Source organism: Celeribacter baekdonensis B30 (genome assembly GCF_000299875.1).
GTDB classification, from domain to species: Bacteria; Pseudomonadota; Alphaproteobacteria; order Rhodobacterales; family Rhodobacteraceae; genus Celeribacter; species Celeribacter baekdonensis_A.
The window spans coordinates 22,482-34,697 of record NZ_AMRK01000020.1 but is presented as its reverse complement, the minus strand read 5'-3'; the positions used below and the strand labels follow the sequence as shown (position 1 = coordinate 34,697).

The 12,216-nt window shown below is 60.9% G+C and carries 16 protein-coding genes; 8 read left to right on the top strand and 8 right to left on the bottom strand.

The window, feature by feature from the left end; translation table 11 throughout:
- The first annotated feature begins 12 nt into the window (after window positions 1-12).
- The 3 genes from B30_RS22610 (at window position 13) to B30_RS20590 (ending at window position 2,516) form a co-directional block, all read left to right on the top strand.
- The gene (locus tag B30_RS22610) at window positions 13-864 is read left to right on the top strand and encodes a DUF7146 domain-containing protein (protein ID WP_232616953.1); all 852 of its coding nucleotides are present in this window, start codon (window positions 13-15) and stop codon (window positions 862-864) included.
- A 362-nt stretch (window positions 865-1,226) separates the two neighbouring features.
- Window positions 1,227-2,159 carry a DUF2493 domain-containing protein gene (locus B30_RS20595; RefSeq protein ID WP_009574188.1) on the top strand — a complete coding sequence of 311 codons (933 nt, stop codon included), beginning with the start codon at window positions 1,227-1,229 and terminating at the stop codon, window positions 2,157-2,159.
- 84 nt (window positions 2,160-2,243) lie between these two features.
- The gene (locus B30_RS20590) at window positions 2,244-2,516 is read left to right on the top strand and encodes a WGR domain-containing protein (RefSeq protein WP_009574187.1); all 273 of its coding nucleotides are present in this window, start codon (window positions 2,244-2,246) and stop codon (window positions 2,514-2,516) included.
- 261 nt (window positions 2,517-2,777) lie between these two features.
- Here the strand turns inward: B30_RS20590 and B30_RS20585 are convergent, their stop codons facing one another.
- Genes B30_RS20585 through B30_RS20575 form a run of 3 tightly spaced genes read right to left on the bottom strand, consistent with a single transcriptional unit; the run spans window position 2,778 to window position 4,553 of the window.
- Window positions 2,778-3,566 carry an ImmA/IrrE family metallo-endopeptidase gene (locus B30_RS20585; RefSeq protein ID WP_009574185.1) on the bottom strand — a complete coding sequence of 263 codons (789 nt, stop codon included), beginning with the start codon at window positions 3,564-3,566 and terminating at the stop codon, window positions 2,778-2,780.
- The gene (locus tag B30_RS20580; RefSeq protein ID WP_009574183.1) at window positions 3,563-3,976 is read right to left on the bottom strand and encodes a hypothetical protein; all 414 of its coding nucleotides are present in this window, start codon (window positions 3,974-3,976) and stop codon (window positions 3,563-3,565) included. Before B30_RS20580 ends, B30_RS20585 begins: the two co-directional genes overlap by 4 nt.
- Window positions 3,963-4,553, bottom strand: a complete 591-nt coding sequence (locus B30_RS20575) for a hypothetical protein (RefSeq protein WP_009574182.1) — start codon at window positions 4,551-4,553, stop codon at window positions 3,963-3,965. Before B30_RS20575 ends, B30_RS20580 begins: the two co-directional genes overlap by 14 nt.
- A gap of 162 nt (window positions 4,554-4,715) precedes the next feature.
- On the opposite strand from B30_RS20575, the gene B30_RS20570 reads away from it, so the two are divergent.
- The 5 genes from B30_RS20570 to B30_RS20550 all read left to right on the top strand — a co-directional run bounded on the left by B30_RS20570 (window position 4,716) and on the right by B30_RS20550 (window position 8,172).
- Complete coding sequence (locus B30_RS20570; protein ID WP_051130673.1) at window positions 4,716-5,255, top strand: multiubiquitin domain-containing protein; 540 nt, start codon at window positions 4,716-4,718, stop codon at window positions 5,253-5,255.
- Window positions 5,252-5,632, top strand: coding sequence for an E2/UBC family protein (locus B30_RS20565; RefSeq protein WP_040403102.1), 381 nt, complete (start codon window positions 5,252-5,254; stop codon window positions 5,630-5,632). Before B30_RS20570 ends, B30_RS20565 begins: the two co-directional genes overlap by 4 nt.
- The gene (locus B30_RS20560) at window positions 5,629-7,038 is read left to right on the top strand and encodes a ThiF family adenylyltransferase (protein WP_009574181.1); all 1,410 of its coding nucleotides are present in this window, start codon (window positions 5,629-5,631) and stop codon (window positions 7,036-7,038) included. The genes B30_RS20565 and B30_RS20560 overlap by 4 nt, the downstream gene beginning before the upstream one ends.
- A 5-nt stretch (window positions 7,039-7,043) precedes the next feature.
- Window positions 7,044-7,403, top strand: coding sequence for a DUF6527 family protein (locus tag B30_RS22605; RefSeq protein ID WP_274843028.1), 360 nt, complete (start codon window positions 7,044-7,046; stop codon window positions 7,401-7,403).
- Window positions 7,404-7,485: 82 nt separating this feature from the next.
- Window positions 7,486-8,172 (top strand): helix-turn-helix domain-containing protein, encoded by a 687-nt coding sequence (locus B30_RS20550; protein ID WP_040403100.1) that lies wholly within the window; start codon window positions 7,486-7,488, stop codon window positions 8,170-8,172.
- Between the two features lie 81 nt (window positions 8,173-8,253).
- Here B30_RS20550 and B30_RS20545 read toward each other — a convergent pair whose 3' ends face one another.
- The 5 genes from B30_RS20545 to B30_RS20525 form a co-directional block, all read right to left on the bottom strand.
- A complete protein-coding gene (locus tag B30_RS20545; RefSeq protein WP_009574178.1) occupies window positions 8,254-8,709 on the bottom strand; it encodes a hypothetical protein in 456 nt (151 codons plus the stop codon).
- 183 nt (window positions 8,710-8,892) lie between these two features.
- Entirely contained in the window at window positions 8,893-10,005 is a 1,113-nt protein-coding gene (locus tag B30_RS20540) for a Fic family protein (RefSeq protein ID WP_009574177.1), read from the bottom strand.
- Between the two features lie 120 nt (window positions 10,006-10,125).
- Window positions 10,126-10,365: a hypothetical protein gene (locus tag B30_RS20535; protein ID WP_009574176.1), complete on the bottom strand. Its 240-nt coding sequence runs from the start codon at window positions 10,363-10,365 to the stop codon at window positions 10,126-10,128.
- A gap of 162 nt (window positions 10,366-10,527) precedes the next feature.
- Window positions 10,528-11,169, bottom strand: coding sequence for a hypothetical protein (locus B30_RS20530; RefSeq protein WP_009574175.1), 642 nt, complete (start codon window positions 11,167-11,169; stop codon window positions 10,528-10,530).
- A 10-nt stretch (window positions 11,170-11,179) separates the two neighbouring features.
- Window positions 11,180-11,899 (bottom strand): nucleotide-binding protein, encoded by a 720-nt coding sequence (locus tag B30_RS20525; protein ID WP_009574174.1) that lies wholly within the window; start codon window positions 11,897-11,899, stop codon window positions 11,180-11,182.
- Window positions 11,900-12,216: the final 317 nt, after the last annotated feature.

Sequence of the window (12,216 nt, the reverse complement as noted above, 5' to 3'; positions counted from 1 at the left end):
GTATTATGTGGAATTCCACATAATACGGATGGGGCCACAGGCGAGCATGGCGATCTCTTGGACATCATCCGCGCCCGGATGGGGATCACGCGCTTCCCCGACCTTCTCGCCGAGGCCCGAGCGCATCTTGGCCGTCCGCAGCCGGTCGTCCCGGATAGGCAAGAGCCGAGGAAGGCCAAGGCGCTCGGTGGCACTCCTGCGGCGGCGGCGCGTTTGTTCGCTGCCTCGAACCCGATCACAGGCACGCTTGCTGAGACCTACCTCCGTTCCCGAGGCATCACCCAATTCGGGGCGAACGGCGCCTTACGCTTCCACCCGAAGTGCTGGCATCGGGAAGAGGGGCAGACCCGGAACATCCCCAGACCGGCGATGATCGCGGCGGTTACCGATGGGGCAGGGGCCGTTCAGGGCGTGCATCGCACCTGGTTGGCCGCTGACGGGCAGGGGAAGGCGGCAGTGAAGCCAGAGCGTCGGGCTATGGGTCACCTCCTCGGCAATGCTGTCAGGCTGACCCCGCAGGATGACATCCTCGTCATCGGCGAAGGCATCGAGACCATGCTGTCCCTGTCCGAGGCAATCCCAGGTCTGCCCGTCTGGGCGGCGCTCTCGTCGGGACACCTCGGGGCGGTTCTGCTGCCGGAGGGGCTCCAGCGCCTCTACATCGCCATCGATCGCGATCCGGCCGGGCATCGCGCGGCAGAGAAGTTGAGCGCCAGAGCCTCCGAGGTCGGGGTGCACGTGCGCGTGCTGGAGCCGCGGCTCGGGGATTTCAACGATGATCTTCGGGCAAACGGCAAGGACGCGCTGCGCCAGCATCTGGCGGGTCAGATCGGGCCAGAGGATCGGCATCGCCTGCCCAGCTGAGCTGCATCGCGCAGGGGGGGCTGGGAGTACGGGGAAGGGGGCTGCATCCCAGTCGTGGCTTTGGATCGTCGTCCTCACCCCATCCCGGGCCTTCCGCATCCACCCGTCACCCGAGCGGCCTTCAAGAGATGGGCAGGCCGTCAAAGCAGTTGCCCCTGCAAGGTCGGAAGGGAAGCTATTTCCGCCGGCGGCAAAGCCGCCTTTGCATCGCGAGACAAATAGCTTCCCTGCCGACCTCCTCCACGTTGTTCCGGCCCCGGTGAAGCCGGGGTGAAGGGGCAACCGCCCCGACGGCTCGGGTCTGCCCATGAAGGCCGCGCGGGATGACGCGCGGACGAGACAGGCCCGGAGGCAAGAAACCGATGACGATCCACACCCACGACGACGCGTATGAACCCGCCCATAGCGCATCCCAGACCGCCCATGCGCTCGACGAGCTCCAGCTCTACGGCTATCGCCCCTTTGACGGGCCCGATCCGCGCCCGATGCCCGATGGGCAGCGCCTCGCCGTCGCCGTCGCCGACATCTTCGACGCCCTCGTCGCGACCCTGGAAGACACCCGTATGGAACCCGACCTCGAAGAGGTGCTCTGGGGCCAGGTCAACCTCTTCCACCGCGCCACGGCCCGGATCGAGCGGACGCTCGATGAGAACGAGCAGGCGCAGCGCCGCCTCCAGCGCGAGCAGGACGGCTCCGAAGTGAAGTCCGTCGAACTCGAGCGCCTGACGGCCGAAGGCCTGACTCTCGTTGAACGGCGCAACTGCATGGACATGATGCGCGATCACGCCGCCACCGAGTTCGTCCATCACACGGGATCGACCTGGCGCCCCCGCACCGGATCAATCGTGAACCGCCAGCACATGACCGCCGCTCTGATCGACAGCCGCGATTTCCTGGCCGCCAAGCGCCGCGCCGAGACCGAAGTGATGCTGCCCGCTGGTCCCAAGGTCGCCCTCACCGGCGGGACCGATTTCAACGATCACCGCCTGATCTGGGGCAAGCTCGACCAGGTCCGGACCAAGTATCCCGACATGGTCCTCCTGCACGGTGGCAGCCCCAAAGGCGCAGAGCTCATCGCCGCCAAATGGGCCGAGGCTCGCAGCGTGACGCAGGTGGCCTTCAAGCCCGACTGGACCAAGCACGCCAAGGCAGCGCCCTTCAAGCGCAACGACGCGATGCTGGATGTGCTCCCGGTCGGGGTCCTCGTCTTCCCCGGAACCGGTATCCAGGAAAACCTCGCCGACAAGGCCAAGAAGCTCGGCATCCCGGTCATGAAGTTCGAGAAGGGGGCGTGAGCCCTCTCTTTCTTTTCGGGACAGAACAATGTGGAAACGTCGAAGAGCGCTTGATATTGTGGTCTGGAGAGAGGCGCCAACAACATGTTCGACATATCGCAGCAAATGGAAGTGTTCCCGACAACGGTCGATCTCAAGCGGATCGACCCGTCTCTCAACATGCGGCGCTTCTATCGAATGAGCGTTCAGCCGGACCTGTTTGGCGGCGCATGCCTTGTGCGGGAATGGGGCCGTATCGGGTATAGAGGGCAGATGCTAATCGAACAGCATGATGACGAGGGCAGGGCGGTCAACGCTCTGATGAAGCTGTCGGCGACGAAGCAGCGGCGGGGCTACAAATTATTGGGCGAAATTTGAAGAAGCGGCCCGATGCAGCCACTGACCTTGAACTCAAACGCTGCACTGTCATTTCCCAAGAGATGTATTGCTTTGAAGCGATATGCGAAAGGCTGTGAACGTGAAGCGCAAGCCGACCAAGCACGTGATCTAGAGCAGGAGCGGCAGGTGTACGAACGCATGCTTGAGAGACAGTCTGAGGCATCTCGTCAATACAGCGTGGGTAAATTTAAGTCAGCTTGAGCACTTGCTGGGTGAAGAAGCTATTGAGGTTGTGAATTTTTATCGCGCCATCATGTATTCGCTCTTCAGGACCAGCAAGGTCATGACCTCGTCGTCACCCACACGGAACGACTGCTCAGCAAGCTCATACCGATCGGCGCCCTCTGTATCGAACCAGGTGTCCGCGTCCATAAGAGACAGCGAGATGTCGTCCCGGGCTCCCTTGTGCAGGATATCGTGAGCGTTGCTCTGCGGGTCAAGTGTTCGACGCAGGAACCATCGCTCCCCGACGCTCTTCGATCTCTTGAACCAGTTGAGGCCGCCGCGGCTGTAAGAGGCCAGGAGGCTCGGCTCGAAATCCAGATCCACCAAGCGATACGCCATGGCCGTCTTGCTGACAGAAAAGGCGTCCGAAAGAAGACGGACGGTGCGCATATCGAATTTCTTGAAGTCATTCAGAGCGCTCTTGAGCATGAACTCCGGCATCAACAGCTCTGAGGCGAACCGGTTGGCGCCCTTCTCTCGGGACATTCCTCGTTCCCGCCCCTTGCTACCCCCGATATCCTCTTTTGCACAAAACAGATGTTCTCCCCTGTGCCATTCCCAGTGCCCCAGTTCGTGTGCGAGGGAGAACCTCTGGCGCCGTAGATTTCCATGCGCGTCATTCACGGCGATTATCGCGCGGCCGACGTCAGCTCGACCATGGATGCAAGCCTCACATCCGTCCATTTCCCGGTAGTCAACCTTGGCACCTTGAAGCCAGGCAATGGCTTCAAGGTTGATGTCTTCCGGTCGCTTCAGGCGCAAAGCCTGGAGGATCTCCTCAGCACGACGCGGAGAATGAGTCATTCTTCATCGCCGTTTTTGTCAGGCCAAGCGTCATCGTCGAACAGGTCTTCCAAGTCCTTCTCGATCCCTTTTCTGTCTCTCTCCGACAGCTTCTTTCCATGACGAGCGGCCACCGTATCGGGCATGAAGTTGCCAGGCCTGTTCGCAGGCCTGCGTTGAGCCATGGAGACGACATTTTGGTCGCGCGTTGCACGACCTTGCTCAGCTGCGGCCTTGGCTTCCTTCATTGCCATTTCGGCGACCTCGTCTTTCGCGGTCTCCAGCCAAGCTCTCATGCGATCACCGAAAGCAGCAATGTCCTCCCCGGCCTCTTCAGCCTCTTTTCGAATATCCTCGTCTGAAGCGTTCGTGATAGCTTCGTCGATTTCCTCCGCCAGGCGATCTTGAAAGGTTTTCTTATCCTTCGCCATTGAGCATCTCTTTCATTTCCGGGTGTGCGTTGCGTGTCCTTTTGACCCGCTGCACCACCGTGTTGTATTCCCTTTCATTCCAGTCGAGGCCCGTCATGATCTCGGACTTCGATTGCCCTTCCTCCAGAGCCAGGAGGTATAGCTGTGAATCGTCATCACCCTCGAAGAGCGCCATGAAGCGGGCCATAAATTCTTTCTCGAAGAGCTGCCCTTCTTGGTTGCACGACGAGGCAATGTCCTTCGCGGCCTCCATGTCTTTGTCGGCGTTCTTGCGAAACCCGATCTTAGGCCGCTCCGATGCAATGCTCCGCATCACGCCGGAGAGAAAGTCCATAAGTGCAACACCTTTGGGCCATTGGCGTGTCCCGGTGATCTCACTTTTCATCACCCTCATGACGGCCTCTTGAAGGACCTCCTCCTCGTCGCCGACTCGGTTGTTCCGAATGCACCAGTTACGCGCCTTCTGAAGGAGCTTTCTGAGTGCGACATCATCGCGGAAGAGAAGGTCCAGTTCGTCAGTGAATTCCTTGAGGGTATTGAACTCTTGGGGTGTGTCTTTCGCCATGCCAATCGCCATCTTCGCTGCTCTTAATATACATATGCGCACGCAGCGACCTATCGCAGTCAAGAAAATTCAAAAAAATATTAAGGCTACGAACGCGAACACTCTTGTGCCGCGCATACACCATTGATGGCGCCTGCTGCGGGCGTCGAGCAGACAAGAAAAGGATTTGCTGCCATGACTACCGAACAGATGGAAATCGAAGATCTCCAGGCCGCCCTGAAGGCCGGCCGCAAGCCCCGCGACCACGGACCCTACAAGGTCAAAGTCGGCGACCACGACCTGAAGTTCACCGACGCCGTCATCGACGATCCGACGCCCACCGGCCGCCAGATCATCGAGGGGGCCGACTTCCGTAAGGCCGAGGAACACCTCGTGTTCCAGGTGCTGCGCAACGGTGAACTTGAAGAACTGCGCCTCGAGGAAACCACGGATCTGCGCCCTGGCCAGGTCGAGCGCTTCCTGGTCTTCCCGAGCGCGGAATCCTTCCGCTTCGACATCGATGGCAAACGCCTCGAGTGGGGCCACAAGGTCATCAGCGGGCGCGTGCTCAAGAAGCTGGCCGGGGTCGATCCCGCGAAGTTCGCCGTCTGGCAGGTGATCCCCGGCAAGGATGACATCCTGGTCGGCGACACCGATCTGATCTGCCTCGCGGATGCTGGCCTGGAGCACTTCTTCACCGGCGTGCCCCAGACCACGGAAGGGGGTGCGGCATGAGCCTCCTCCCCCGTCAGGATCGCCTCTACCTCGAGGGTCGCGGCATCACCGTTCGCGAGGTCATCGAAGGCGGAAAGAAGGGCGTGATCCTCACCGGGATCACGCTGCCGGAAGGCAAGTATCAGGTCGCCCAGGTGGATATCCTGATCCTGCTGCCGCCCTCGTATCCCGAGGTCGCCCCCGACATGTTCTACGCCGTGCCGCATCTGAAGCTCCTTGCCGGCCAGCGTGAGCCCCGCTGCACGCAGGCACGCCAGGCCTTTGATGGCCAGAACTGGCAGCGCTGGTCTCGCCATAACAACCAGTGGCGTCCCGGCACCGACGGCATCTGGACCATGCTGAAGCGGGTCGAAGAGGCCCTGGAGGTGGCGGCATGAAGCGCAGCGACATCACCCTCCACGCCCGTCACCGCGACAAGCTGCAGGCGCTGCTCGCGCACCCCCGTGGGCACGAGGGCGCCGCCTACATGCTGCTCGGCAAAAGCGAGATCGCGCAGGACCCCTGGGACCTCGAGCCGCGGACCCGTTACACCTCCTACGAGGTCATCGCGATCCCGCAGGAGGACCGCGTCGATGCCAGCGACAAGCACGTCACCTGGAATACCAACTCCTTCGCCCAGCTCTGTCGCCGGGCCAAGGAGGAAGGCCTGGTGCCGGCGATCGTTCATAGTCACCCGGGAGGCTTCGACGGTTTCTCGGACCAGGACGATCGCAACGAGCGCGACCTCTTCACCATGGCTCGGAACCGTAACGGCGAGGGGACACGCTTGGTGAGCGTCGTGCAAGTCGGTGACGGCCTCTACCGGGCACGGGTCTGGGAAGACGACATGGCACCCTTGCCCTGTCACCGCGTGACCGTCATCGGCATTCGGCTCGAGATCCAGTCGACCGACGTGCCGACCCCGTCGGAAGCCTTGGCCCGGCAGGCACTGGCCTTCGGGCCGGAGGTCAACGGACTCCTCAAACAGCTCTCCGTTGCCGTGGTCGGCTGCGGCGGCACCGGCAGCCCGGTGGTCCATCTCCTCGCTCGCCTCGGCGTGGGGCGCATCTTGGTCATCGACGATGACGTGGTCGAGCATTCCAACCTGAACCGCCTGTATGGCGCGACCCGAAAGGATGCCGAAAACGCGGTGCCCAAGGTCGACGTCATGGCGCGCGAGGTGACGATGATGGGCCTCGACGTCGAGATCCGGTCGATGAACGGCTGGGTGGATGCGCCGCATATCCGTGACGCGCTGAAATCCTGCGACGTCATCTTCGGATGCACGGACGATCACGCCGGGCGCCTCTACCTGAACCGCGTGGCGCACTTCTACCTGATCCCGGTCATCGATGTCGGGCTGGTCCTCATGCCCCGTGACGATGGTGAGCCCGGCCTCCTCGAGATGGCCGCGCGGGTCAGCGTGCTGTTTCCCACGTCGGCGTGCCACGGCTGCCGCGGCACAGTCGATCGCGTCAGGGCTCGCGAGGAGGACCTCCAGCGATCGGACCCCGCCGAATATGAACGGCAGAAGACCGAAGCCTACGTCCGCGGCGGAGGTAATCCCGCGCCGGCCGTCGTGACCTTCACCTCCGAGGCCGCCACCATGGCAGTGAACGAACTTCTTGCCGGTCTCGTTGACTTCCGCGGCGGCGGTGGATGGACATGGCAACGCTATCGCAAGCTCGACAAGGGTTTAGAGCGTTCGCAGGCGGCGCAGCCTCGGTCCGACTGCCCGGTCTGCGGCAGCGAGGAATACTGGGGTCTCGGCGACATCGATCCGTTCCTGGATCGCATCGGGTGAGCGGGATGATGATCGACATTCTGCGGAAGAGCCTCGAGCTCTTCCGCCTCATTCCACGAAGTGACCTGCTTGCCAGGGTAACACCCAGACACCCGACGCCGGATCAGATCGTGCCGGGGGAGATGACCATCGTGCGCGATGGCGTCGACAAATGGGCCTGCTTCCACTGCCCTGGTGGGTGCGGCGAGACCATCAAACTGTCCCTCAGCAAGAACCGGAGGCCCAGGTGGACGGCCATGTCAGACTGGCTGAGGCGCCCGACCATCTCGCCGTCGGTCCGCCAGACGAACGAATGCCGGTGTCACTTCTGGATCCGGCAGGGGCGGATTGACTGGTGCAAGGACAGCGGCCCCGGGGCGGGATAGCAGTCGAGCGTTCGGGTTGCGTTCGGGGACCCCCCAGAGCCGGCGTGCCATGCTATTCCTGTCAGCAACATGGAGTGATCTGATGGAAACGATGGAACGAGACGCCGAGTATATCGCCAACCAGTGCAAGTATATCCGCAAGATGTTCTCTCTAACCCAGGAGAACCTTGCGGACACCTCCGGGTTGACGGTCCGCACGATCCAGAAGGTGGAAAGCGGACGGCACGTGCCCGAGGTGCAGACCTTGCGAAGCCTCGCGCGCGGCCTCGGGTTCGACATCAAGGTCTTCTCCAAGCCCACCCCCGAGGAGGAGAAGCGCCAGCAGGAAGAAATGGAGCGCGCGCTGAAAAAGACGGTGCTTGTGCCCACGTCCCCCATCAGGAAGCCCAACGACTTCTATTCCCGTAACCGCGAATGGCACGGGCTCCTGATCAACGCCGGCGCGGTGGAGGCCGGCAATGCCCTCGAACTGACTGCCGCGATTTCGGACTGGATGACCGATCTGGACGGGATCTGGGATATGAGCAGCGCCGGCCAGCGGCTTGAGTATTCGGCCGCGATCTCTGCGCTGTGTCTCGAGTTGGAGGGCCTCGGATATCTCATGCACTTCGGTCACTTCCGACAGCAGCACATGCACGACAAGGGGATGATCCTGGATATCGGGATGATCACCTTTCTTCCGAAGGCCGGCCACGACGGCGTCCGCTACGGCATCGTCACCCTGGAAGACCCGTGGGAGGTTCCAGAACAGGATCGCCCCAAGCTGTGATTTGTTCTCGACGGGCCTCTCTGTCTGGTCATGACCATCATCTGCACGTCTGTCGCAGGCCTGGCCATATCGGCCGGGCCTCTACTTTTCAGAGCTGACCGTCATGAGACGACAGGCGAGCTCACGGTCGCCCCATCGGGCCGCGAAGGCCTCGCTTGTCGAGAACCAGCCGCCATCGTCGCCCTGGCCGTGGTTGGCCCCCATACAGGAACACTGGCACTCATGGCCGATGGCGTTCATGCAGGCCGGAGCGCAGATCTCCTGCTCCCGGTAGGGTTGGATGACATAGATCAGGCCCCAGCGGCGAAGACAGCGGTTCACGAGGTCATTGAACCATGCCTTGGGACTCTCCCAGCATCCCAGTGCCGAGTTCCAGCTTGGCCGGATACGCCGGCCATTCCTGAGCCAGGCATAGTTGTCGTCCGCATAAGGAAGGCGGACCCTGACCCGTTCGCCCTTGCCGTCACGGCGAAGCGCGACAGGGATTGTCTTCTGGTTCCATGCCGCCTTCAGGCGGCCTTCGTCCTGTATCGTCATGCTCGTTGCAGCTCAAACAGGCTGAATCCGGGGAAGCATTCTCAATAAAGCGCTACTTGGAGCTATTTTACCGCGCTGGTTTTTTCAGATTCTTAGCTAGCCCGATTCAAATATCAATAGGGCAAAAAAATTACATAAAACGAATTATCGGATTTTTTATAAATTGTTGTTTTCATGCAATTTTTATTCACTCCAGTCGAGTTTCAACCAGTATCGCGTGTGCCTCCGCTCGCCGGTTCGAGCGAGCACGCCCTTCTCGACCAGATCCTGCAGATCGCGGGTCGCGGTTGCGCGTGAGGTTCCGGTGATCTTGAGGTAGTTCTCGGCGCTGAGGCCGCCTTTGAAACCGCAAGGGCCTTCCCGAAACATTCGAGCGATGGCCTTGGCCTGGCGTTCGTTCAACTGGTCCCTGTGACGATCGTAGAAGTGTGCCTTGCTGATGAAGAAGCCTACGCGGTCGAGTGTTGCCTGTTGGGCCTTCAAGACAACTTCTGCGAACCAGACGAGCCAATCGGTCACATCGAGCGTTTTTTGATGCTGCTCAAGCTGATCGTAGTATCCCTTGCGCTCCTTCTCGATGGTGAAGGCGAGCGAGATGAGGGTCGGCTGGCCAATGTTCTGCGCCAGCGACTTTTCAGCGAGGGCGCGACCCAAGCGGCCGTTGCCGTCTTCGAATGGGTGGATACTCTCGAAATAGAGGTGGCTTAGCCCTGCGCGCGTCAGCGCTGGAAGCGGCTCTGCTCCCCCCGGCCCGGTCTTGTTGAACCAATCCGCGTATCGCTCCATCTCAGGCATGACCCGCTCCGAGGGCGGCGCTTCGAAATGGATCGTGGGCCGGTCAAGGCGGCCGGAAACGATTTGCATCGCCTCGGCGTGTTGTCGGTAGGCCCCAATGGTTTCCAACCGACGGTCATGGGACAGGAGCATCCGATGCCAACGGTACAGTGTCTCATGGGTTAGCGGCTCTGCAAAACTGGAATAGACGTCGACCATCATTTCCGCGACACCCTGTTCGCGCGGTTTGGCAGGGTAGCTGTCCGGATCGAGGCCCAGATGGCGGCGCAGCGAAGACTGAACACTGAGCCGATCGAGGATTTCACCCTCGATGGCGCTCGTCTGCATCGCTTCCTCGCTGAGCAGTTCTATGCGGAGTTGCGCGCGCTCCGGCTGGCTGACATGATGGACCGCGCCGAGGATTTCTCCGGACGACAGCAGGAACGTCTGCTCAAACGGCTCCAGCGCGGAGGCGTCATACCGGAAATCCGGCCAATCGGGCAGCGTCCAGTTCCAAGCCATGAGTTATAGATATCCTTTCTATAACTCACAGATAGATCACTTCTGAGGCATAGAAGTCAACTCTATCGCTCAAAGGATCTGCGGGATGGGATGACCCACAAACCGACGCGAGGCCTTGAGCTAGGCCTTTTCAAGTTGCGTCAGATCTTGCTGACGCGGTCTGGGGGTCTTCGGATCGACAGGGTTCTGTTCCGGCGCTTGAATGAATGGTTCATACCGAACGTCGGCCATGGCGCCGTCGAACCAGGCAGGCTGCACGTCGCCATTGTTCCATTGGTACAGGTAGCCAACCAGATTTTCAGATGTCTTGCAGAGGATGCGCATGATTGGTTCGCCAGTCAGGCGGGGCTGCGTGTTCATAATGCGTTCCTCCAAAATGGACCTCGTAACTCTTTAACAATGAGGTCATAAAAAAATCTGTTCGGCGGTGTTAATGGCGGCATTATGCAACTTCAAGGCGAATGGCCGCGAATGGGCAGAAATCCACCGGCGAAATGCAAGTTGTCCTTTCAGATAGGTTCCTTAAGGTCCGGGCTGCTCATGCGGCGATGCAGCACGAACAGCAATTTCTTCCAAGATTTTGTCGATCTCGCCCCATATGCGTGGTTCCACCTGACCGCGGATCAGAGCCCATTTGCTCAAGACATCGAGGGGGTCGTGGTCCCGGAGGAGGACACCCAGGCTGGCCGCATCTACTGCCAGAGATGTACGGGCCTGCCACTGCGTGTTTCGAGTGCGTCGCTCCTCCGCGACTGCGGCGAAGACCGGCGACAGTTGCCAGCCTTTGACTGCACGGCGCAGGGCGGCACGCACCACATGGGCGGGTTCAACACCACAAGCCTCCAGCGCCCCTTCCTGTCGCTCGAGTGCGTTGACCCTGATGTCGATCTTCCGGGTCGGGCTCAAAGCGCGTGCCGAAACGGGAGCTCTCAGGCTGGTATGCGGGTCAGAGCTTTCCGCGGTGACATGGTGCGGCGCCACGGCACTTTTCGGCGCACGCTCCGACTCGTGCCGATCAGCGCCAACGTCAGCGACTGGGGTGCCTGTCTTTGTTGCTGTGACCTGTGCCTCATCTTCCTTCCCGGGAATCTCGCGGTCACCTTGTTGCAGGGTGGCGGCGTAGGCTGGGTCGGGCCTGGTGATGGTCGGGATCTTCTTGCGCAATCGACTGTCCTCACGCAGCAAGAATGTTGTTGAGAATGTCCGTCGCCTCCTCAAGCGCCTCGACGACATGACGTACATGTGGACGCATAAGGGGGTTCGGATCGGATTGCTTTTCCAGCGCCAAGGCGTGGAGAAGCCCCTTCTGGTCCATCTCCTTGTAAGTGTTCCGTCGCATCATGACGGTCTCAATCACCGGAAAACGGGTGAGCGCTTCTTCAATCAGGGCGGCGTCAGCACGGGTCGTTTTCGGGTCGACCATGTTGAGGACAACGTGGTGGCGCGGAAGGCTGGAGGGGTCGTCAACACGGGATTTCAGCTTCTCATACCAATCGGCAGTCTGCGCGCCGACATCGAAATCAGACGTCGACAGCATGACGGGCGTCACAATGTGGTCCGCAAGCACCGCGATGCCGTCTGACCATTCGGCACCGACCCCTGCGGTATCGATGAAGATGAAGTCTGCCGTGCCTGCCATGTAGACCTGATCGATCTGATCCTCGACACCCGCCACGCTTTCGACGGTGGCCGAGCAGAGAAGCGGCGAACTCAGCCCACCGGCTTCCGCCCGAGCATGCCAGGCACCGAGTACTCTCGTGCTGTCCGTGTCGATCAACATCACTCTGCGTCCGGCGGCGATCGCGGCGCTGATCAAGGCGCGCGAAAGCGTCGTTTTGCCACTGCCCCCTTTCCGGGCCATCGCTGCGATCACCACAAGATTTTCGTTCGGCATTCTGACCCTCGGCAAAAATAGTGAATCGCAACGATAATGCTAAAGTGTCGCTAAACGCATGAGGCGGAGGGGTCAAGCAGAAGTCGGGATGCGACCCGCGTTTGGCATGCAGCGGGCGGCGTTGTGCGATGACCGTGCGACGTCTGCCGTGGCGCCTTCAGCATTCGTCGCGGGGCACGACACACCCTCCAAATGTCGGGATGCGCTCGGCGATGTACTGCGGACGGAATGCAGGTGACGGATAGCGCGCGCCAGACGACGGGAGGCAGTCTCGCGTATGTCGTTACGCGGGTGACGCGAGACGGTCAGCACGCGGC

Bases quoted from the DNA above. Each gene is read 5' to 3' on its own strand.
- B30_RS20545 (WP_009574178.1), bottom strand. From the start codon at position 8,709: ATGACGATACAGGACGAAGGCCGCCTGAAGGCGGCATGGAACCAGAAG.
- B30_RS20535 (WP_009574176.1), bottom strand. From the start codon at position 10,365: ATGAACACGCAGCCCCGCCTGACTGGCGAACCAATCATGCGCATCCTC.
- B30_RS20565 (WP_040403102.1), top strand. From the start codon at position 5,252: ATGAGCCTCCTCCCCCGTCAGGATCGCCTCTACCTCGAGGGTCGCGGC.
- B30_RS20570 (WP_051130673.1), top strand. From the start codon at position 4,716: ATGACTACCGAACAGATGGAAATCGAAGATCTCCAGGCCGCCCTGAAG.
- B30_RS20525 (WP_009574174.1), bottom strand. From the start codon at position 11,899: ATGCCGAACGAAAATCTTGTGGTGATCGCAGCGATGGCCCGGAAAGGG.
- B30_RS20590 (WP_009574187.1), top strand. From the start codon at position 2,244: ATGTTCGACATATCGCAGCAAATGGAAGTGTTCCCGACAACGGTCGAT.
- B30_RS20560 (WP_009574181.1), top strand. From the start codon at position 5,629: ATGAAGCGCAGCGACATCACCCTCCACGCCCGTCACCGCGACAAGCTG.
- B30_RS20575 (WP_009574182.1), bottom strand. From the start codon at position 4,553: ATGGCGATTGGCATGGCGAAAGACACACCCCAAGAGTTCAATACCCTC.
- B30_RS20540 (WP_009574177.1), bottom strand. From the start codon at position 10,005: ATGGCTTGGAACTGGACGCTGCCCGATTGGCCGGATTTCCGGTATGAC.
- B30_RS20550 (WP_040403100.1), top strand. From the start codon at position 7,486: ATGGAAACGATGGAACGAGACGCCGAGTATATCGCCAACCAGTGCAAG.
- B30_RS20580 (WP_009574183.1), bottom strand. From the start codon at position 3,976: ATGGCGAAGGATAAGAAAACCTTTCAAGATCGCCTGGCGGAGGAAATC.
- B30_RS22605 (WP_274843028.1), top strand. From the start codon at position 7,044: ATGATGATCGACATTCTGCGGAAGAGCCTCGAGCTCTTCCGCCTCATT.
- B30_RS20595 (WP_009574188.1), top strand. From the start codon at position 1,227: ATGACGATCCACACCCACGACGACGCGTATGAACCCGCCCATAGCGCA.
- B30_RS20585 (WP_009574185.1), bottom strand. From the start codon at position 3,566: ATGACTCATTCTCCGCGTCGTGCTGAGGAGATCCTCCAGGCTTTGCGC.